Here is a 20,166-nt window from a genome sequence, read left to right as displayed (position 1 = left end):
AGAGTATTATAATGGCGCCAACTAACTGGCCTCAGGGGTTGTGCAACCGGAACATAGGTAACACTTTGAACCGGCAACATGGGTTACACCTATTCCCCCGCATGCCACTCGCATGCGGGCTCCAATCGCGCGGTTTTGAGGTTAATATGACCGAGCAGATGGGTGCTGTATCGCACCTCGACCCGGTCATTCTCCACCTCTTGCAGGCCTACGCGATGTCTGGCTAACAGCCCGCTGATGTAGATCAGATGGCCCTGCCACTTGATTTCGCCGTTGTGACGAACGTTGCGAACCGCCTGGTCCACGTTATATTCAATCGGGCGCAGCACGGGCGAGTACCGACGCCTTGAGGGCTGATACACGCTGGCCGGTGTTTGCCTGCCCAGCGCCTCATGGCTGCGTTGTTCGTTAAACTCCTCACGGAATGCCTGCAGCGTGGTCTGTTGCTGCATCAAGCTTGTCCCGCGCATCCGTCCACCCACTGCTCGATTCAGTGAACCGTGCATGCGCTCGTGACGGGCATTCTGTGTGGGCGTTCCCGGCTTGCTACGATGCACCCCAATGCCCAGCTCGACCCACCATTTCGACAGTCGCGTCAGACCTCCTGCTGAGCGACTGGCGAAGGGCGCCCCGTTGTCGGACAAGATCCCCTCCGGCAGACCGTACTCATGGAAAACCCATTCCATAATCGGCTTCGCCTGGACGTAGTCTGTTGCGCTCACGCCATGACAGCCCAAGACATAACGGCTGGCATTGTCGGTTACCGTGAGCGGATAACACCAGCGCCCGCCGGCCGTCCGGTACTGCCCCTTGTAGTCCACACTCCACAGCGCATTATTGCGATCACCCAGTTCAAACGGTTGCGGGTCGGCCGGGTACGGCCGCTTGTAGCGCCGTTTCTTGACCAGACCCGCCGCTTTGAGTATCTCACCGGCCGTGCTGTCTGCCGGCAATGCCATCGCCGGTTCTAGCTCACGCAAGCGGTCCAGAACCTTCTTGGGGCCAAAGCTGGGATGGACTTTCTTGATCGCCACAATCTGTTCAGCCACGTCCTCCGTCACTGCATGTGGGCAATAGTGCGGCGCTCGGGAGCGCTCCTGCAGCCCACCGGCACCTTCCTCCTGGTAGCGCCTGATCCACTTGTAAGCCGTCTTGCGGCTAATGCCGTAGCCGCGGGCCAGATCGCTTACACCGTGCCCGCCCTGCAGCCAGGCCGCGATCAACTGCATCTTCAGATCCATTACACAAGTCTCTTTCCAGGGCATGGGCGCGTCCTCCTTGCCCATACCGTAACTTGTGTAACCCATGTTCCCGGCTTGAGGTGTTACCTATGTTGCCGGTTTGCACAGGTAAACTCCCTCTCCCCTTGAGGGAGAGGGCCGGGGAGAGGGGTAGGCGCCGCAAGGCGCCCCTTGAGCCCCTATACGCCTCCTGGCCGAGTCTGGCGCCTCGGTTCCCCTCTCCCCAAGCCCCTCTCCCGCAAGGGGCGAGGGGCTTAGATGGCCGCGAATGTTGGATCAGCGGGACAGGGCCTTCATCAGGAACGGCAGCGCCTCGTCTACCGGAATATCCTGCTTGTCCGCATCGCTGCGCCCCTTGTACTCGAGCGTACCAGCGCCGAGGCCGCGATCGGAAACGACGATGCGGTGCGGGATACCCACCAGTTCCATGTCGGCAAACTTCACCCCGGGCCGCTCGTTGCGGTCGTCCAGCAGTACATCCAGACCGGCATGACGCAACTCGTCGTAGAGCTTCTCAGCGGCTTCCATGACCGTCGGTGATTTGTGGGCGTTCAATGTCACCACGGCCACTTCGAACGGCGCGATGGCTGCCGGCCAGAGAATGCCGCGCTCGTCATGGTTCTGCTCGATGGCGGCTGCGACGATACGCGAGACACCAATGCCATAACAGCCCATCTCCAGGATGGCCGACTTGCCATGCTCGTCCAGCACCGTGGCATTCATCGCTTCGCTGTACTTGCTGCCCAGCTTGAAGATATGGCCCACCTCGATGCCGCGCTTGATCTCCATGTGGCCGTCGCCTTCGGGGCTGGGGTCGCCTTCGACGATGTTGCGCAGATCTTCCACACGGCCCAGTTCCACGTCGCGACCCCAGTTGACGCCGGTCAGGTGGACGTCCTGTTTATTGGCCCCACAGATGAAATCGGCCAGGTGTGCCGCGCTGCGGTCGACGATGACCGGAACCGATATATCGACCGGTCCAATGGAGCCCGCCTTACAACCAACGGCCGCCTCGATTTCCTCGTCGGTTGCCATGGTCAGGGGCTCGGCAATGCCTTTCAGGTTTTCCGCCTTGATTTCATTAAGCTCGTGGTCGCCGCGCAGGATCAGCGCCACCAGAGATGATTTACCTTCTTCGTCCGCTTCGCCCTTGACCAGCAAGGTCTTCACAGTACGGGTCGCATCGACATTGAGGAAAGCGGCGATATCAGCGATGGTGCGCTGGTTCGGGGTGTCCACCGCCTTCATGTCTTCTGATGGAGCAGGGCGCTCGCCAGCCGGAGCCACAGCCTCGGCCTTCTCGATATTCGCGGCGTATTTGCCGCCTGTGCTGAAGGCGATGGCATCTTCGCCGGAAGACGCCAGCACATGGAACTCATGGGACGCGCTGCCGCCGATAGCGCCGGAATCGGCCTGAACCGGGCGATAGTCCAGGCCCAGGCGATCAAAGATGTTGCAGTAGGTCCGGTGCATGACCTGGTAGGTCTCGTCCAGGGAATCCTTATCGATGTGGAACGAATACGCGTCCTTCATGATGAATTCACGGGCACGCATCACACCGAAGCGGGGGCGGCGTTCGTCGCGGAACTTGGTCTGGATCTGGTAGAAGTTTGCCGGCAGTTCCTTGTAGCTTTTCAGCTCGTTGCGGATCATGTCGGTAATGACTTCTTCGTGGGTAGGACCGAAACAGAAATCCCGCCCATGCCGGTCATTCAGGCGTAACAGTTCGCCGCCGTACTGCTCCCAGCGTCCGGACTCCTGCCACAGTTCCGCCGGCTGGATCGCTGGCATCAACACTTCCTGGGCACCGCTCTTGTCCATCTCCTCACGCACGATCCGTTCGACCTTGCGCAGCACGCGCAGGCCCAGTGGCAGCCACGTATAGAGGCCGGAGGCGAGTTTGCGGATCATGCCCGCGCGGAGCATAAGCTGGTGGCTGATGATTTCGGCATCGGCCGGCGTTTCTTTCAGTGTGGCGATCAGATAACGGCTTGCGCGCATCTTTCGGAGTCCGTGTCCAGCGTGTGAATGGTCGGTGGAGTCTCTACCGGCTTACGCCCGTTGCCGAATGCGAAGCCGCGTGAAAGCCCGGTAAAGTATTCCTATGATTCAATAAGCCCGTTATTGTACGGAGCCAACAGGATTACGTACAGGCGGCGCGATGGCGCTGAGAAGCAAGTTTCCGCGGGAGAGAGTGAATGACCCTGAGTGCCAGTGAAGTCCAGGCCCTGATCCGGGGCGGTGTTCCCATGGCGGAAGATATCGGTTTCACGGTGGAAGATGTTCGGGACGGCTTCGCGCGGGCGATCGTGCCATTTGCGGATAACTTCGTACGTCCCGGTGGTACGCTCTCCGGCCCGCTACAGATGGCGTTGGCCGATGCGACCATGTACGCTGCCATTCTGGCCTCTCTGGGCAAGGTGGAGATGGCTGTGACCAGTAACCTGAATATCAATTTCCTGCAGAAGCCCGCGCCTGCCGACCTGGTGGCCGAGGCTGTCGTCCTGCGGATGGGGCGCCGCCTGGCGTTCTGCGAAGTCCGCCTTATGTCCGGCGAGGAAGAACGACTGGTCGCCCATGTGACCGGCAGCTACGCGCTGCCCGCCTGAGCCTTGTGCCGGGTGTAAGATAGAGACGGGGCTCTACGCCCGAGACCTAACCAGAGGTTCCCTGTCAGCATGAGCGAACGCAACAGTATCTCGCCGCGCCGCAAACCCTTGCAGGCGCGTAGTCGGGAGCGCGTTGAAACCATTCTGGAACACGCCACCCTGATCTTCCACGAGCACGGTGTCGACGGCACCAGCATGTCCGCCATTGCGCGCAGTGCGAACATGTCGCTTGCGTCCCTGTACCGCTACTTTCCCAACAAGTCGGCTATTGTGAAGGCCATTGCCGAGCGGCATGTGGAAAAGCTGGAAGCGATGCTCAAGTCCCGGCTCGATCAATTTGGTCCGGAGACCATCGTTGAAGTGCTGCTCGACGTGTACTTCGAATTTTACCGGAATGAGCCGGCCTACAAGGCGATCTGGTCCGGCGTCGAAGCCATGCCGGAGTTGCATGATCTCGACCTGCGCGAACTCCGGGCAAATGCCACCGATCTGCACCACTACCTGGCTCGCCAGTTCCCGCACCTGCCGGCGGGCAGGCGTTGGTCGGCCAGTATTATGTTGCCGCGGGCTTGCGGCAGTTTGCTCCGGCTCGCGGTGACGCTGCCCGAGGACGAGGCCAGCGTGCTGCTGGGTGAACTGAAACTGATGGTGCGGGCGTATCTGGATCAGTTGATCGACGAGAAATCTTAAAACCAGCCTTTTTCAGGGGGCAGCTTGAAGCACTTATTCCACCATGTTCGCAGTTTATGCGCGCTCGGCCTCGTGGTCGTTGCGTTCCTGTTGGGGGCCTGCACCGGTATCCCGGAGCGCGTTGAGCCGGTTACCGGCTTCCAGCCCCAGCGCTATCTTGGTACCTGGTATGAGATCGCCCGACTGCCGCACCCGTTCGAGGACGGACTGAGCTACGTCCAGGCCACCTACACGCTGCAGGACAATGGAACGATCGACGTACTCAATCAGGGCTTCAATGCCGAAAGTGGCGAGTGGGAGCAGGCCGAAGGTGTTGCCAAATTTGTCGGGGCGCGGGACGTGGGGCATCTCAAGGTATCGTTCTTCGGGCCGTTCTATGCCAGCTACGTAGTGATGGCGCTAGACAAGGAAGACTACCAATACTCCCTGGTGACGGGACCTGACCACGACTACCTCTGGCTGTTATCGCGCACCCCCGAGATGGATCCGGAGGTACAAGACAGGCTAGTGGACCAGGCGCGCGAGGCTGGCTATCCGGTGGACGACCTGATCTGGGTCGAACAGTCTGGCCAACCACCGGTCCCGCGGCCCTGAACCATTGTTTCGGCTACAGCCTGTCTCATACTTTCGATTACAGATAGCCTAGTGGAAGCGCCGTGCTATCGATCACACGGCGTAGCACGAAGCTCGAGTGTACGCCGGAAACGCCCTGGATTCTTGTGATCTTGTTCAGCAGGAACTCGTGGTAGTCATCCATTCCCGGCACCACCACCTTGAGCATGTAATCCGCATCCTGACCGGTGATCAGGTAGCATTCCTGAACCTCCGGATACTCGTTCACCTGGCGTTCGAAAGCCTCGAACCGCTCTGGTGTGTGCCGGTCCATGCCGATCAGGATAATGGCCGTCAGCGATAACCCGAGTTTCTTGTGATCGAGGATCGTCACTCGCCTGACGATGATCCCCGCGTCTTCCAGCGCCTTGACCCGCCGCGAGCAGGGCGAGGGCGACAGACCGACCCGTTCCGACAATTCCTGGTTGCTGAGTTCCCCGTGCCGTTGAAGTTCTTCCAGAATTTTGCGGTCTGTTCTGTCCAGTTTGATCAGCTTTTCGTCTTTCATGGCAGCAATCGCTATTTTTTCGCTAAAATTTGGCAGATGTTTCCAATATTGGCCATGCCGGGAGAAAATTAGCAAGCACATTGCGTGGTGAATAGCCTAAGCTATTCACGTTGCCGGTCGACTCGATCGCTTATCGGCGGATCTGTTGTCGTCACGGACTGTCCGGGCCACAAGCCGCAGGGCATCACAAGGCCCGTCAGCGTCAGCAGACGGGCTCGTTTCCGTTAAAAATACTCAGCAAGGAATCGTTATGGGATTTGATCATCGCAAATACGTTGCCTTCCAGCCGGTTCGCAAGACGGATCGCCGCTGGCCCGACCAGGTCATCCAACAGGCGCCCACCTGGTGTGCCGTTGACCTACGGGATGGCAACCAGGCGCTAGTCAAACCCATGACCGTGGCGCAGAAGCAGCGTCTGTTCGACTTGCTGGTCAAGCTGGGTTTCAAGGAAATCGAGATCGGTTTCCCCGCGGCAAGTCAGCCGGATTTCGATTTTTGCCGCAAATTGATCGAGGAAAATCGTGTTCCGGATGATGTCCGTATCCAGGTCCTGACCCAGGCGCGCCCGGAACTGATCGCACGAACGTACGAAGCCCTGGAGGGCGCGAAGAATGCGATCGTTCACGTCTACAATTCCACTTCGACGGTCCAGCGCGAAAAAGTATTCGCCATGGACCGGGAAGGTATCCGCGAGATTGCCGTCAACGGCGCGCGTATCGTCAAGGCACATGCCGAGAAGCAGCCGGGCACCAACTGGACGTTCCAGTACTCGCCGGAAAGCTTCACCGGAACCGAGCTGGATTTTGCCGCCGAGGTGATCGATGCGGTGAATGATGTCTGGCGTCCGGATCAGGGCCAGGAAGTCATTATCAACCTGCCCGCGACCGTGGAAATGGCGACGCCTAACGTATTCGCCGACCAGATCGAGTGGATCTGTGATCGCGTCAAATACCGTGAGCATATCCAGATCAGCGTCCATACCCACAACGATCGGGGCTGTGCGGTGGCGGCTGCCGAGCTGGCAGTCATGGCCGGTGCTGACCGGGTTGAGGGCACGTTGATGGGCAACGGCGAGCGCACGGGCAATATGGACCTGGTCACCATGGCCATGAACCTGTATTCACAGGGTATCGACCCCACGCTCGACTTGTCCGGCATGGCTGAAATCACGGATGTGGTTGAAGCCTGTACTGAAATCCAAACCCACCCACGCCATCCGTATGCCGGCGAGCTGGTGTTTACTGCCTTTTCGGGCAGCCATCAGGATGCCATTCGCAAGTGCCTGTCCAAGTACAAGGAAGGTGACAAGTGGGAGATTGCCTACCTGCCGATCGACCCGCGGGACCTGGGGCGTCGCTACGAGGAGGTGGTGCGCATCAACAGTCAGTCCGGTAAAGGCGGTGTCGCCTATGTACTGGAACGTGACTACAAGATTTCCATGCCGCGTTGGCTACAGATCGAATTCAGCAAGGTGGTCCAACAGGCGGCGGAAACCGAGGGTGGGGAGGTGGATTCCCACACCATCCACCGTCTGTTCGAGGACAAGTACCTGGCGGTTCGGCCGGAATGGCGGCTGCGCACCTATGACCTGCATCGTACGGACGATGGCGTAACAGCGTCTATCGAGTTCGGTGAGAAGGAGCGGCTCCAGCTGGCCGGTGAAGGTCTTGGGGCTGTGGAAGCCGTAGCTGCAGCGCTTGAGCGCCGTTTCGGTGTCACGCTGGCGGTGGAAGCTTACGAAGAGTTCGCCTTGAGTGAAGGGACCAACGCCAATGCCATGGCATGTATCCGTATCCAGGTCGATGGAGCTCCGCACAGTGCGGCAGCCCTGGCTGAAGATACGACATCCGCCACCCTGCAGGCTCTATTGTCGGCGGTAGCCAACCACGTGGTGGCCGCCGCGCCTGAGAAGGCTCGCGAGAGTACTGCCTGAGCCACGTAGCAAGCTATTTCAGGACGAGTCAAGTGAACGAAAAAAGCCGACACAAATGTGTCGGCTTTTTTGTGTGCCAGCCATGCCAAACCGTGGCTGGCGGGATAAAGCTCTAATCAGACCGGAGTAACGTTCTCGGCCTGGGGGCCTTTCGGTCCCTGGGTCACGGTGAACTGAACCTGCTGGCCTTCGTTCAATGTACGGAAGCCAGACGCATTGATTGCGCTGTAGTGAACGAATACGTCACTGCCGCCTTCCTGAGCGATGAAGCCAAAACCTTTGGATTCGTTGAACCACTTGACGTGGCCGGTTTTAGTATCTGACATGAATCTTTCCTGTATTCCTGAGATTTAAGCCCGCAACGGACTGCCTCTTCGTCATGAAGAAGCGGATTGCTGAGAATTACAGAGAGTACTGAGGGAAGGGACCAACGCAGAGCAATTCAAGCCGACCGTGGTAACGCTTTCACTGAATACCGCTGCCTTTCACAGCAAATTCAGTATAGACCGTGTCAAGGGTCCGTCAAAGAAAAATTTTAGCCGGAAAAACAGTGATTTCCGGCCTATCATAAGTTAATTCTCAGGTTGTCCGACACCCGGTTTTTGACCGTTTGGGTAGAAAGCTAATACCTGTTTTCCTGATAGTTAGCTGTAAGTTTGGTGTCTTGTTGTTTGAATTTTAGATGCTTTTTGTGTCTAAAAAATGACCTGTTTGACGCTCCGCGGGCGTAAATTTAATGACGGAAGCGGTCCTTGATATCGTCCAGGATCGTCGGATCATCGATCGTCGATGGGACGGAATATTTTTCTCCGTCGGCAATACTGCGCAGTACGCGTCGCAAAATCTTGCCTGAACGGGTCTTGGGCAAGCGGTCGACAATCATGGCCCGGCGGAAGCACGCAACGGCACCAATATGCTCCCGCACCATCTCGACCAACTCATCCTCGAGTTCGTCGTGCTCGATAGTTGCTCCATCTTTCAGTAGCACGAGCCCTATCGGTAGCTGGCCTTTGAGTTCGTCATGCACGCCGATGACGCAGCACTCGGCAACGGCGGGGTGGGAGGCAACGACCTCTTCCATCTCGCCTGTGGACAGGCGGTGGCCCGCGACGTTGATCACATCGTCCGTGCGGCCCATGATGAAGACATAACCTTCGTCATCAATATAGCCTCCATCTCCAGAGTGGTAGTAGCCCGGTAGGGGCTCCAGGTAGGTCTTGATAAACCGGGACCGATCTCCCCAAATACCGCTGAGGCATCCGGGCGGTAACGGCAGCCTGATTGCGACCTGACCCTGATCGCCTCGACGCATCGGCGAGCCGTCGACATCGAGAATCTGCACATCGTAGCCGGGGGAGGGTGCGGTGGCTGAGCCGGGCTTCGGTTGCATCATGCCGATGCCAACCGGATTGCAGCAGATTGCCCAGCCGGTTTCCGTTTGCCACCAGTGATCGAGGATCGGCAGGCCGGTTTTGTCCCGGAGCCAGTCGTAAGTTGGAGGGTCCAGTCGTTCGCCGGCCAAGAGGATGCGTTTGAGCGAGCTGATATCGTAACGATCGAGGGCATCCGCCTCCGGGTCTTCCTTGCGCACGGCGCGAAACGCGGTCGGAGCAGTAAACAGGATGTTGACCTTGTGATCGGCCACTACGCGCCAAAAGGCGCCGGCGTCCGGTGTCTTGACCGGCTTGCCTTCATAGAGAATGGTCGTGCAGCCCGTAATGAGCGGACCATAGACGATGTAGCTGTGGCCTACGACCCAGCCAACGTCGGAAGCGGCCCAGAACACGTCTCCTGGTCGCGCACCGTAGACCAGATCCATGCTGTAGCGCATGGCAACGGCATGGCCGCCGTTGTCCCGGACCACGCCCTTGGGTTTGCCGGTCGTGCCGGAGGTATACAGGATGTACAGCGGATCGGTGGCGTTGACGGGAACCGGGTCGACCGACTCCGCGTTGGCTTCCAGTTCGCTCCAGTCAAAATCGCGGCCGTCCTTCAGGTCCGCCGCCACCTGTTCCCGTTGGAGGACGATACAGCACTCGGGCTTGTGTTCGGCCTTGTCGATGGCCGCATCCACTAGGGGTTTATATGGAATGACCTTCTGAACTTCGATACCGCAGGAGGCGGTGAGGATTGTCTTCGGCGTCGCGTCGTCAATCCTCACGGCCAGCTCGTGGGCCGCGAAGCCACCGAAAACCACGGAATGAACGGCGCCGAGACGGGCGCAAGCCAGCATGGCCATCACCGCTTCCGGGATCATGGGCATATAGATGATCACCCGATCGCCCTTGGTCACCCCGCGATCCTGCAATGCGCCAGCGAAGCGGGCGACACGAGCGTGAAGCTCGGTGTAGCTGAATTTCTGCTGCTGACCCGTTACCGGTGAGTCGTAGATCAGCGCGGTTTGCTCGCCGCGCCCGTTGCGTAAGTGGGCGTCCAGGGCCAGGTCGCAGGTGTTGAGTTCGCCATCCTCGAACCAGGTGTAGGTGTATTCATCGGTGCGGGTGAGGATCTTCTCGGGCGGGCGATGCCAGTCGATCAGTCGGGCTTTGTCCTTCCAGAAGGTTTCCGGGTCGTGGATAGACTGCCGGAACTCATCGCGATAACTCATGGAACCACCTCGTTTATTGTTGGCCCGATGGTTGCGGGCCTTCTTGTTATCGAAAAGTGCAAGGAGATATTCCGCAGGGAAGGACTGCGACGCTCGCTTCCCGGATGCTCTCCCCCACTTTAGGTGGTTGTTTTCATCCCGCTACTAGACCATGGGCTAAGGGACCTCGGATCCAGTCTGTTGGCTACTCTGGCCAGTTCCTTCAAGACGCGCAGAGTAGCCAACAGACTGGATCCGAGGCCCTGGTTGCTTATAGCTTTCGGTTTGAGGAGTTTGGTGGTTCATCGCCGGGATGCACCGCGGTTACGAGAGCCTCGATATGGCCCTTGCCCAACCGGGCCGTAATGCCATCTCCGGCATAGAGGTCCGATGCCTGCCGCACGACCGGCTGCTTATCGGTACCGACGATGGCATAACCCCGATCGAGAGTGGCCAGGGGGCTAACCAGGTGTAGCGACTGCGAGGCGTGAGCCAGGCGCTCGCGGTGGTCATTGAGTTGCCAATGCACCTCCCGTCTAAGGCGATCGCCGAGATTGGCGATGTGTTCCAGGCGCTGGGCCAGCAAGCGCCCGGGGCTCTGTGCGGCCAGCCGTTGTTGATCATGGCCCAGCCGCTGGTTCAGTTGCTGTATCTGCTGTCTCATTGCGCCCAGTTGGCGGCTCTCAAGTTCGTCCAGGCGTTGCTGGTAGATCTGCAGTTCGCGGCGCGGATCACGTAGGCGCTGGCTGAGGTGTCCCAGTTGCTGGCGCATATCGCGCAGCAGCCGGTTCATGACCGATTCCAGGCGATGCAGCTGCTGTTCGAGGGTGCGTACCCAACCAGATTGGTCAGGCGCCAGATGCTCAGCGGCAGCGGAAGGCGTTGGTGCACGCAGGTCGGCGACAAAATCGGCAATACTGAAATCCACCTCGTGACCGACCGCGCTCACGGTGGGGAGCGCGCATTCGGCAATCGCGCGGGCCACCTTTTCTTCGTTGAAAGGCCAGAGGTCCTCCAGCGAACCGCCCCCACGGCCGATGATCAGTACATCTGCGACGCCATGGCGTTCGGCGTTGCGAATGGCGGCTACGATTTCGTCGGCGGCACCCTGGCCTTGCACGGCGGTCGGGTAAAGGGTTATGGGGATACCCGGGCAGCGCCGCTTCAGCACGGTCAGGATGTCGTGTATTGCTGCACCGGTAGGCGAGGTGACTACACCGATGTGGCGCGGGAGCGTGGGAATGGGCTTCTTGCGTTCGGCTTCGAACAGACCCTCCGCCTGGAGTTTCTGCTTTAGTGCCTCGAACGCCTGCTGCAGCGCCCCCAGGCCGGCCGGTTCGAGGCTTTCAACGATGATCTGGTAGTCACCCCGGCTCTCATAAAGCGTGACCTTGCCACGAATCAGGATCTGGTCACCTTCCTTCGGCGGTTTTCCCACGCGCTGATTGTTGCCCTTGAACATGGCGCAGCGGACCTGGGATTTTGCGTCCTTGAGCGTGAAATACCAGTGGCCGGAGGCGGGGCGCGAGAAGCTGGACAGCTCCCCTTCAACCCAGGCTTGTAGGAAGCTGACTTCCAGCAGGTGACGAACCTGATGGTTGAGTTCGCTGACGGACAGGGCGCGAGGACGGGCGGCTGAAGCGGTTATATCCATAAAATATAGGGATTTTCCGAAGATTGGTAACGGCAAAAAAGGCGCAATTTCAAAAACATGCAAAGAGTACGGGGAAGATTGCAGGTTTACTGTCCAACCCGTCCCCCATATAATAGATCGATTAAAGGGAGCGATGATAAACGCGCTCTGGCGGATCCTCCATAATATCGGCTGTTTCGGTCGTTTTTTCTGGTGGGCGCCGGGGCGTTTCGTTTTTCTGATATCCCTGATTTCTGCCGGACCTGGCGCACGCTGTCTCGACTGCAAGGGTTTCCAGTGCCGGGGTTTTCAGGACAGGCCTCCCGGAAATTTAGCACGTTAAATTAAGGCGGGTCCCATGCTGCGTATTGCCGAAGAAGCCCTGACATTTGATGACGTCCTCCTCGTTCCCGGTTACTCCGAAGTCCTGCCCAAGGATGTCAGCCTTGAGACGCAGCTGACAAAGGGTATTTCACTCAATATCCCCCTCCTTTCCGCCGCCATGGACACCGTAACCGGCTCCGAGCTGGCGATTGCCATGGCTCAGGAAGGCGGTATCGGCATCATTCACAAGAACATGTCTGTCGAGCAGCAAGCTGCTGCAGTCCGCAAGGTCAAGAAGTTCGAGAGTGGTGTGGTCAAGGACCCCATTACGGTATCACCCGATACCACCGTACGTGAGCTGCTCGATATCACCGCCGCCAACAGTATTTCAGGTCTGCCCGTCGTTGATGGTCGTGACCTGGTGGGTATCGTCACGGGTCGCGATATCCGTTTCGAAAGCCGCCTGGACACCAAGGTGGCGGAAATCATGACTCCGAAGGAAAAGCTGGTGACCGCTCGCGAAGGCGCCAGTCTGGACGAGGTCAAGAACCTGCTGCACCGTCATCGCATCGAGAAGGTGCTGGTGGTCAACGACAACTTCGAGCTGCGCGGCCTGATCACCGTCAAGGATATCCAGAAGGCCAAGGACTATCCGTTGGCCTGTAAAGATGAGCAGGGCCGCCTGCGCGTCGGCGCTGCGGTAGGTACCGGTGGCGACACCGAGGCGCGTATTGCAGCCCTGGTGGAAGCCGGCGTCGACGTGATCGTAATCGATACGGCCCACGGCCATTCCCGTGGCGTCATCGAGCGTGTCCGCTGGGCCAAGCAGACCTATCCGGAAGTCCAGGTGATCGGTGGCAACATCGCGACTTCCGAAGCGGCCATTGCGCTGGCGGATGCTGGTGCGGATGCAGTGAAGGTCGGCATCGGTCCCGGTTCCATCTGCACCACGCGTATCGTTGCTGGTATCGGTGTGCCCCAGATTTCCGCGGTTTCCAACGTTGCAGCCGCATTGAAAGATCGTGGCGTACCGTTGATTGCCGACGGTGGCGTTCGTTTCTCAGGCGACCTGGCCAAGGCGCTGGCGGCCGGAGCATATAGTGTAATGGTCGGCAGTCTGTTGGCGGGTACCGATGAGGCGCCGGGCGAAGTCGAACTGTTCCAGGGTCGTAGCTATAAGGCGTATCGCGGCATGGGCTCCCTGGGCGCGATGGGGCAGGGCTCCAGTGACCGTTACTTCCAGGATGCCAGCGAAGGCGTCGAGAAGCTGGTGCCGGAAGGTATCGAAGGCCGCGTTGCCTGCAAGGGCCCGATGCGCGCCATCGTTCACCAACTGATGGGTGGCGTACGTGCCTCCATGGGTTACACCGGCTGCCGCAATATGGATGAAATGCGTACCCGTCCGCAATTTACCCGAATCACTAATGCGGGCATGCGTGAGAGCCACGTCCACGACGTGACCATTACCAAAGAAGCGCCTAACTATCGGGTTGGTTGATCGAGTCGCACCTACGGTGCAAATCGGTTAAGAGGCTGTAAGAAGATCAGCGCAGCCAGTTGCTATAGAATGCGGCCCGAAGGGCTGTGATGATCCGGGGTTCGGGAGTGTTCTCGCGCCCCGTTTGCATTTTCTGAGTTGAGGATTTCATGGTTCAAAACATTCATGACCACCGTATTCTGATCCTGGATTTCGGTTCCCAGTACACCCAACTGATCGCCCGTCGGGTGCGCGAGATCGGTGTCTACTGTGAAATCCGCCCCTTCGATGTTTCCCTCGGGGAGATCGAAGAGTTCAATCCCAAAGGTATTATCCTTGCCGGTGGTCCTGAGTCGGTAACCCAATTGGGCGGGCCGCGTGCGCCGGAAGGCCTGTTTGATGGCCGCCTGCCAATCCTCGGCATATGCTACGGCATGCAGACCATGGCTGAGCAGCTCGGGGGTAAGGTGGCGAGTTCCGAGAAGCGGGAATTCGGCTATGCGCAGGTGAAAGTCCGCGCCGGCGGTCCATTGCTTAAGGACATCACTGACCATCTCACCGAGCAGGGCGAATCGTTACTGGATGTCTGGATGAGCCACGGCGACAAGGTCGTCACCCTGCCGGAAGGTTTTGAGCTGCTCGCATCCACGGAAAGCGCGCCTATCGCTGCTATGCAGAATCTGGATCGCAATCTTTTCGGTGTGCAGTTCCATCCGGAGGTGACGCACACCCTGCAGGGCAAGCGCATCCTCGAGCACTTCGTACTGAATATCTGCAACTGTGAAGCTTGGTGGACGCCGGCCCAGATCGTCGACGACGCCATCCGCCAGATCCGTGAGCAGGTGGGTTCCGAGAAAGTGTTGCTGGGACTCTCCGGTGGTGTGGACTCGTCGGTTACCGCAGCCCTGCTGCACAAGGCGATTGGCGACCAACTGACCTGCGTATTTGTGGACAACGGTCTGCTTCGCCTGCACGAGGGCGACCAGGTCATGGACATGTTCTCGCGCAATATGGGCGTGAAGGTCATCCGCTCGGATTCCGAGGATCTGTTCCTGAACAAGCTCAAGGGCGTCAGCGACCCGGAGCAGAAGCGTAAGATTATCGGCAACACCTTTATCGACGTGTTTGATGAGGAAGCCGGTCGTATCAAGGACGTGAACTGGCTGGCCCAGGGCACCATCTATCCGGATGTGATCGAGTCCGCCGCCTCCAAAACCGGCAAGGCCCACGTGATCAAGTCCCATCACAATGTCGGTGGTCTGCCGGAAACCATGAAGCTCAAGCTGGTCGAACCCCTGCGCGAGTTGTTCAAGGACGAGGTGCGTCGTATCGGTCTGGAGCTGGGGCTGCCATACGACATGCTCTATCGGCATCCTTTCCCGGGACCGGGTCTGGGAGTCCGCATCCTGGGCGAGGTGAAGAAAGAGTACGCCGAGATCCTGCGCCGCGCCGACGCTATCTTCCTCGAAGAGCTGCATCGCGCCGACCTGTACCATAAAGTCAGCCAGGCGTTTGCCGTATTCCTCCCGGTGAAGTCCGTGGGGGTGGTCGGTGACGCGCGGCGCTATGAATATGTGATTGCGGTTCGTGCCGTCGAGACCATCGATTTCATGACGGCCCGCTGGGCCCGACTGCCGTACGAGCTGCTTGAGACAGTATCCAACCGTATCATCAACGAGATCTCCGGTGTCTCCCGGGTCACTTACGACATTTCCTCCAAGCCACCGGCGACGATCGAATGGGAGTGATGCGGTCGATAAACGGCTAGCCCACGGTTGAAGGAGTAGGCGCGACGATGGCAGTAGCGGAAACGGTTGATCAGGCGCGTGAGGACGCGCGCTGGATGGATCGTGCGCTTGCATTGGCCGGCCAGGCGGCCTCAATCGGCGAAGTGCCGGTTGGGGCCGTCGTCGTGTTGGAGGGGCGGGAAGTCGGAGCCGGGTTCAACGCACCCATTTCCGGCAGCGACCCTACGGCGCACGCTGAAATTCGCGCCATTCGCGATGCCGCTTGCCGTGTTGGCAACTACCGTCTGAGCGGCGCCACCCTCTATGTCACCATCGAGCCTTGCACCATGTGTGCGGGCGCCATAGTCCACGCGCGTATTTCCCGGCTGGTCTATGGCGCTACCGAGCCCAAGGCTGGTGCGGTTGAGTCTTCCGCGCAGATACTTGATAGTGACGCGATGAACTGGCGTGTGGCCACAACGGGTGGCGTACAGGCCGAGCGGTGCAGCGAGGTTATCAGCGACTTCTTTGCAGCGCGGCGCAGGGCAGCAAAGGCAAGACGGAAGTGTAGCGCCCAGGCGCCAAGGCCGTCTGGACCATAAAACGAAGCCTGTTGGCATTGGATGATGCCGGATGAAATAGCAGGCAATGACGGAAAGGGAAAGCTATGAAAGTTCTGGTCACCGGCGGAGCCGGGTACATTGGTAGTCATGTCGTACGCCAGCTCGGCGAGGCCGGTCACGATGTGGTGGTCTATGACAACCTGTCCACGGGATACCGCTGGGCCGTAACCCATGGCGAGCTGGTCGTTGGCGATGTCGCCGATGAAGGTGCGCTGGACGAACTCTTCGGCGCGCACGATTTTGAGGCAGTGCTGCACTTCGCCGCGAACATTGTGGTGCCGGAATCCGTTTCCAATCCGCTGAAATACTACAGTAACAACACCCGTAATACCCTCAATCTGCTCAAGGCCATCGAGCGGTACAAGACGCCCTACATGGTGTTTTCGTCCACCGCAGCGGTTTATGGCATGCCTGATGCACAGGTCCTTACGGAAGATATGCCCCTGGCGCCAATCAATCCCTACGGGGCGTCGAAGATGATGAGCGAGCGCATGATCATGGACCTGGCGGCAGCCTCATCGCTGAACTACGTCATACTGCGCTACTTCAATGTGGCGGGTGCCAATCCGGATGGGCTCCTGGGACAGGCGACGCCGGAAGCCACGCACCTGATCAAAGTGGCCTGCGAATGCGTCAACGGGATACGCGACGGTATGCAGATCTTTGGTACCGACTACGACACCCGCGATGGCACCTGCGTCCGCGACTACATCCACGTCGAAGATCTGGCCAAGGCTCATGTCATGGCTCTCGACTACATGAAACGCGGTGGTCAGTCCGAAGTACTGAACTGCGGCTACGGCCGTGGGTTCACCGTGCGTGAAGTGATCGATGTGGTGAAACGCTTGTCCGGCAGCGATTTCCCGGTCAAGGAAACCGACCGCCGGGCTGGCGATCCTGAAGCCCTGATGGCTGATAATTCAAAGATTACAAGAACCCTGGGTTGGCAACCCGATTACGACGAACTCGACACGATTGTGGGGAATGCGCTGGCCTGGGAAAAGATCTGGCAAGCTCGTCAGAAACGCTAAACGGATTTGCGAATCTAGAACGTTTAAAAGGAAAGCTGCATGAAGATTACGATTTTCGGAACGGGATATGTTGGCCTCGTTACAGGCGCCTGTTTGGCGGATGTGGGCCACGAAGTGCTGTGCATGGACGTCGATCCGGGAAAGATCGAGAAATTGCGCAATGGCATCATCCCGATCTACGAGCCCGGCCTCGAGTCCATCGTGACCCATAACGTCTCGGCGGGCCGCCTGCTGTTCACCACCGATACCGCGGAAGCGGTCAATCATGCCGAAGTTCAGTTCATTGCCGTCGGCACGCCGCCGGACGAGGATGGTTCGGCAGATCTGCAGTACGTTACTGCGGTGGCGCGTTCCATCGGTGAACACATGACCGGTTACAAGGTCGTGATCGATAAATCCACGGTTCCCGTGGGAACCGGCGACAAGGTACGCGGCGCTGTGCGTTCCGAGCTGGACAAGCGCGGTATGGAGCTGGAATTCGACGTGGTGTCCAACCCCGAATTCCTGAAGGAGGGTGCCGCGGTGGCCGATTTCATGAAGCCGGACCGCATTGTCGTCGGTACCGAGAGCAAGCGGGCCGAGGACGTCCTGCGGGAAATCTACTACCCGTTCAACCGCAACCACGATCGCATGATCTTCATGGATCTGCGTTCGGCCGAGCTCACCAAGTACGCTGCCAACGCCATGCTGGCGACCAAGATCAGCTTCATGAACGAAATTGCCAACCTGGCAGAGCGTCTGGGCGCCGATATCGAGCACGTACGTCGTGGCATTGGTTCCGATCCACGGATTGGCTACCACTTTATCTACCCCGGTTGCGGTTATGGCGGTTCCTGTTTTCCAAAAGATGTCACTGCGCTGACACGCACGGCCCGTGACTGTGATTACGAGGCCAAGCTGCTGACGGCTGTGGAGCACGTCAACATGGCGCAGAAGCACGTCCTGTTCGACAAGGTCAGCCACTACTTCCGCGGTGAGCTAGAAGGCAAGACGATCGCCCTATGGGGGTTGGCGTTCAAGCCCAACACCGACGACATGCGCGAAGCGTCTTCGCGTCGTCTGATGGAATCCCTGTGGAAGGTCGGGGCCAAGGTCCAGGCATTCGACCCGGAAGCCATGGAGGAAACCCAGCGTATCTACGACAATGAGCCGGGACTACAACTGTGCGGCACCAAGGAGCAGGCCCTGAAAGGCGCCGATGCCCTGGTGATCTGTACCGAGTGGAAGGAATTCCGTTCGCCGGATTTCGCTTCCATTGCCCAGACACTGTCCCATCCGGCGATCTTCGATGGCCGTAACCTGTATGCACCGGAGATGGTCGAGCGTCACGGACTTGTCTACTACGCTATAGGTAGAGGTAAGAATCAGTTCTCCGCTACTGGGAGTTAACTATGAGTGGGGCAGAAGCTTTTGTCCTGCATGAAAAACTGGCCGAAGATACCATCCCGTTGGCCAAGAGTGAGTTAAGTGAGTTGCGGTTGATGAACGACCGCAACTATCCCTGGCTCCTGCTCGTCCCCCAGCGGGTAGGCGTCCGGGAACTCTACGAACTCTCACCGCCAGACCAGCAACGCCTACTGCGCGAATCCAGTGCCATCGGCGAAGCCATGATGAACGCCTTTGAAGGGCATAAGCTGAATATTGCGGCGCTGGGAAACATGGTGCCGCAACTTCACCTACATCACGTCGTTCGCTATGAGAGTGATCCGGCGTGGCCGGGCCCCGTGTGGGGTGTGGTGCCGCCTGCGGCGTACACCGAAGCGGAATTGCGTGAGGTGCAGAAGAAACTGGTGCCGGTGGTTTCGGCTTTCCGTTCGGTTTCCTGAGGCAGGGAACCGAACCGGACTTATTAGCGCCTTCCCGCCGTCCTGGCGCTCTGGCGAGCGAGGCTTTGTGCCCCCAGCAGAATCATCCTAAGTTCGGTCTTCAGTTTAGTCTGCAGCTCTTCCTTTTCCCGCGTCGTGGCGTCGAGGGCCTCGGCTCCCTGGTTAAATACCAGGGTTACCATCGCTTCCGCCACCATGCGCGCATCGGAAAGCGGCTTGCCCCGTTCTTCCGCAAATCGTCGCAGGTCATCGGCCAGTTCGGTGACGAAATGGTCGATTTCCGCCTGGATCGCCGTCCGGAATGTTTTCGAGACCCCCGTCCGCTCCCGCAGCATGAGTCGGAACAGGTTGGCGTTGTTGTTCAGGTACTCCATGAAGGTGTCCACGGAGGTATTGATGGCGCTGCCATTGCGGGCAATACGTTTACGCGCTTGTCGCATCAGTTGGCGCAGCGCTACACCGCCTTCGTCCACCAGTGCCAGGCCCAGTTCGTCCAATTCGGCGAAATGACGATAGAACGACGTGGGCGCGATCCCAGCCTCCCGAGCCACTTCCCGCAGGCTCAGGCTGCCGAACCCGCGATCGGCGCTGAGCTGGCGCAAGGCGGCGTCCATGAGGGCGCGGCGGGTCTTCAGTTTTTGTTCGGCACGGGCAGACACATCGTTCTCCAACTGCAGTTTTCAGGCGACAACATGTTACCGTTCGCGAGAGAGGGCGTCATCTACCCGTCATGAAGAAGGTTTTCGCCATCACGCCAGACGGATTGATGGAAATCACTGGTTCGCCTGCCTGATTTTGCCGGCGGTTATGTTTATAATATGCGGCCTTTCACGGGGGGCGGATGCCGATGGCCGATCTTGGCTAGCAAACAGGTGGCTTTCCCGTGGCTGAACCCGCTCTGGCCAGTTTCCAGAAGCGTGTGCTGACGCCCAGAAGGGTTGATCGCGCCGTTTCCGCAGGCTCGGCGGTTTTCCGATGATATGACCAGCGCTCCAGTGCGACGGGGTTAGAGTGCCCTGAGCGGGGTGAGTTCGCTGGTGTTGGTTGTGTTGTGGGGAGTAGTCCATGCCGATTTATGAGTATGTCTGTGACGCGTGCGGTCACGAGAAAGATGTTATCCAGAATATGAGCGATGCGCCGTTGAAGGTGTGTCCCGCCTGCGACGCCGAATCTTTCCGTAAGCGGATCTCGGCCGCGGGTTTTCGTCTGTCCGGCACCGGCTGGTATGAGACGGATTTCAAGACGGGCAGCAAGAAGAATCTGGTGGAGAAGGGCGGTGAGTCCGGCTCCAAGAGCAAGACTGAGCCCACCGCCGGCTGAGTCTGTGAACACACTGAAAACTGAT

17 protein-coding genes and 1 pseudogene are annotated in these 20,166 nt (G+C 58.8%); 11 read left to right on the top strand and 7 right to left on the bottom strand.

Annotation, left to right across the window (positions count from 1 at the left end; genetic code table 11):
• Positions 1-89: 89 nt before the first annotated feature.
• Both RE428_RS13770 and RE428_RS13765 read right to left on the bottom strand, forming a co-directional pair.
• Complete coding sequence (locus tag RE428_RS13770; RefSeq protein WP_227500176.1) at positions 90-1,307, bottom strand: integrase core domain-containing protein; 1,218 nt, start codon at positions 1,305-1,307, stop codon at positions 90-92.
• Between the two features lie 210 nt (positions 1,308-1,517).
• Positions 1,518-3,242, bottom strand: a complete 1,725-nt coding sequence (locus RE428_RS13765; protein ID WP_004582601.1) for a proline--tRNA ligase — start codon at positions 3,240-3,242, stop codon at positions 1,518-1,520.
• 203 nt (positions 3,243-3,445) lie between these two features.
• On the opposite strand from RE428_RS13765, the gene RE428_RS13760 reads away from it, so the two are divergent.
• The 3 genes from RE428_RS13760 (at position 3,446) to RE428_RS13750 (ending at position 5,134) form a co-directional block, all read left to right on the top strand.
• Positions 3,446-3,850 (top strand): PaaI family thioesterase, encoded by a 405-nt coding sequence (locus RE428_RS13760; protein WP_227500299.1) that lies wholly within the window; start codon positions 3,446-3,448, stop codon positions 3,848-3,850.
• A gap of 69 nt (positions 3,851-3,919) precedes the next feature.
• Positions 3,920-4,540 (top strand): TetR/AcrR family transcriptional regulator, encoded by a 621-nt coding sequence (locus RE428_RS13755; protein WP_004582599.1) that lies wholly within the window; start codon positions 3,920-3,922, stop codon positions 4,538-4,540.
• Positions 4,541-4,564: 24 nt separating this feature from the next.
• Positions 4,565-5,134, top strand: coding sequence for a lipocalin family protein (locus RE428_RS13750; RefSeq protein ID WP_004582598.1), 570 nt, complete (start codon positions 4,565-4,567; stop codon positions 5,132-5,134).
• Between the two features lie 37 nt (positions 5,135-5,171).
• Here RE428_RS13750 and RE428_RS13745 read toward each other — a convergent pair whose 3' ends face one another.
• Positions 5,172-5,660, bottom strand: coding sequence for an Lrp/AsnC family transcriptional regulator (locus RE428_RS13745; protein ID WP_004582597.1), 489 nt, complete (start codon positions 5,658-5,660; stop codon positions 5,172-5,174).
• A gap of 250 nt (positions 5,661-5,910) precedes the next feature.
• On the opposite strand from RE428_RS13745, the gene leuA reads away from it, so the two are divergent.
• The gene (gene leuA / locus RE428_RS13740; protein ID WP_004582596.1) at positions 5,911-7,593 is read left to right on the top strand and encodes a 2-isopropylmalate synthase; all 1,683 of its coding nucleotides are present in this window, start codon (positions 5,911-5,913) and stop codon (positions 7,591-7,593) included.
• A 116-nt stretch (positions 7,594-7,709) separates the two neighbouring features.
• On the opposite strand, the gene RE428_RS13735 is transcribed toward leuA, so the two are convergent.
• The 3 genes and pseudogenes from RE428_RS13735 to xseA form a co-directional block, all read right to left on the bottom strand.
• A complete protein-coding gene (locus tag RE428_RS13735; protein WP_004582595.1) occupies positions 7,710-7,919 on the bottom strand; it encodes a cold-shock protein in 210 nt (69 codons plus the stop codon).
• A 407-nt stretch (positions 7,920-8,326) separates the two neighbouring features.
• A pseudogene (locus tag RE428_RS13730) lies at positions 8,327-10,216 on the bottom strand (propionyl-CoA synthetase); the annotation flags it as partial.
• A gap of 235 nt (positions 10,217-10,451) precedes the next feature.
• Entirely contained in the window at positions 10,452-11,834 is a 1,383-nt protein-coding gene (gene xseA, locus RE428_RS13725) for an exodeoxyribonuclease VII large subunit (RefSeq protein ID WP_004582593.1), read from the bottom strand.
• A 337-nt stretch (positions 11,835-12,171) separates the two neighbouring features.
• Here xseA and guaB point away from each other — a divergent pair, with 337 nt between their 5' ends.
• The 6 genes from guaB (at position 12,172) to RE428_RS13695 (ending at position 18,821) form a co-directional block, all read left to right on the top strand.
• Positions 12,172-13,635: an IMP dehydrogenase gene (guaB, locus tag RE428_RS13720; RefSeq protein ID WP_004582592.1), complete on the top strand. Its 1,464-nt coding sequence runs from the start codon at positions 12,172-12,174 to the stop codon at positions 13,633-13,635.
• A 149-nt stretch (positions 13,636-13,784) separates the two neighbouring features.
• Entirely contained in the window at positions 13,785-15,362 is a 1,578-nt protein-coding gene (guaA, locus tag RE428_RS13715) for a glutamine-hydrolyzing GMP synthase (protein WP_004582591.1), read from the top strand.
• Positions 15,363-15,409: 47 nt separating this feature from the next.
• On the top strand, positions 15,410-15,943 hold the full coding sequence (gene tadA / locus RE428_RS13710; protein WP_004582590.1) for a tRNA adenosine(34) deaminase TadA: 534 nt from the start codon (positions 15,410-15,412) through the stop codon (positions 15,941-15,943).
• A gap of 65 nt (positions 15,944-16,008) precedes the next feature.
• Positions 16,009-16,995, top strand: coding sequence for a UDP-glucose 4-epimerase GalE (gene galE / locus RE428_RS13705; protein WP_004582589.1), 987 nt, complete (start codon positions 16,009-16,011; stop codon positions 16,993-16,995).
• Between the two features lie 39 nt (positions 16,996-17,034).
• Positions 17,035-18,384: a UDP-glucose dehydrogenase family protein gene (locus tag RE428_RS13700; protein WP_004582588.1), complete on the top strand. Its 1,350-nt coding sequence runs from the start codon at positions 17,035-17,037 to the stop codon at positions 18,382-18,384.
• Positions 18,385-18,386: 2 nt separating this feature from the next.
• A complete protein-coding gene (locus RE428_RS13695) occupies positions 18,387-18,821 on the top strand; it encodes an HIT domain-containing protein (protein ID WP_004582587.1) in 435 nt (144 codons plus the stop codon).
• A 23-nt stretch (positions 18,822-18,844) separates the two neighbouring features.
• On the opposite strand, the gene fabR is transcribed toward RE428_RS13695, so the two are convergent.
• Entirely contained in the window at positions 18,845-19,480 is a 636-nt protein-coding gene (gene fabR, locus RE428_RS13690) for an HTH-type transcriptional repressor FabR (protein ID WP_040882709.1), read from the bottom strand.
• 406 nt (positions 19,481-19,886) lie between these two features.
• Between fabR and RE428_RS13685 the strand changes: the two genes are divergently transcribed.
• Complete coding sequence (locus RE428_RS13685; RefSeq protein ID WP_004582585.1) at positions 19,887-20,141, top strand: FmdB family zinc ribbon protein; 255 nt, start codon at positions 19,887-19,889, stop codon at positions 20,139-20,141.
• Positions 20,142-20,166 lie beyond the last annotated feature (25 nt).

Source organism: Marinobacter nanhaiticus D15-8W, from assembly GCF_036511935.1.
Lineage (GTDB): Bacteria > Pseudomonadota > Gammaproteobacteria > Pseudomonadales > Oleiphilaceae > Marinobacter_A > Marinobacter_A nanhaiticus.
This window is presented reverse-complemented; position numbering and strand designations above follow the sequence as displayed.

Excerpts from the sequence above, each read along its gene's own strand:
- RE428_RS13745 (WP_004582597.1), bottom strand. The coding sequence starts at position 5,660 with ATGAAAGACGAAAAGCTGATCAAACTGGACAGAACAGACCGCAAAATT.
- RE428_RS13765 (WP_004582601.1), bottom strand. The coding sequence starts at position 3,242 with ATGCGCGCAAGCCGTTATCTGATCGCCACACTGAAAGAAACGCCGGCC.
- xseA (WP_004582593.1), bottom strand. The coding sequence starts at position 11,834 with ATGGATATAACCGCTTCAGCCGCCCGTCCTCGCGCCCTGTCCGTCAGC.
- RE428_RS13695 (WP_004582587.1), top strand. The coding sequence starts at position 18,387 with ATGAGTGGGGCAGAAGCTTTTGTCCTGCATGAAAAACTGGCCGAAGAT.
- RE428_RS13755 (WP_004582599.1), top strand. The coding sequence starts at position 3,920 with ATGAGCGAACGCAACAGTATCTCGCCGCGCCGCAAACCCTTGCAGGCG.
- guaB (WP_004582592.1), top strand. The coding sequence starts at position 12,172 with ATGCTGCGTATTGCCGAAGAAGCCCTGACATTTGATGACGTCCTCCTC.
- RE428_RS13685 (WP_004582585.1), top strand. The coding sequence starts at position 19,887 with ATGCCGATTTATGAGTATGTCTGTGACGCGTGCGGTCACGAGAAAGAT.
- RE428_RS13735 (WP_004582595.1), bottom strand. The coding sequence starts at position 7,919 with ATGTCAGATACTAAAACCGGCCACGTCAAGTGGTTCAACGAATCCAAA.
- RE428_RS13700 (WP_004582588.1), top strand. The coding sequence starts at position 17,035 with ATGAAGATTACGATTTTCGGAACGGGATATGTTGGCCTCGTTACAGGC.
- tadA (WP_004582590.1), top strand. The coding sequence starts at position 15,410 with ATGGCAGTAGCGGAAACGGTTGATCAGGCGCGTGAGGACGCGCGCTGG.
- RE428_RS13770 (WP_227500176.1), bottom strand. The coding sequence starts at position 1,307 with ATGGGTTACACAAGTTACGGTATGGGCAAGGAGGACGCGCCCATGCCC.
- galE (WP_004582589.1), top strand. The coding sequence starts at position 16,009 with ATGAAAGTTCTGGTCACCGGCGGAGCCGGGTACATTGGTAGTCATGTC.
- leuA (WP_004582596.1), top strand. The coding sequence starts at position 5,911 with ATGGGATTTGATCATCGCAAATACGTTGCCTTCCAGCCGGTTCGCAAG.
- guaA (WP_004582591.1), top strand. The coding sequence starts at position 13,785 with ATGGTTCAAAACATTCATGACCACCGTATTCTGATCCTGGATTTCGGT.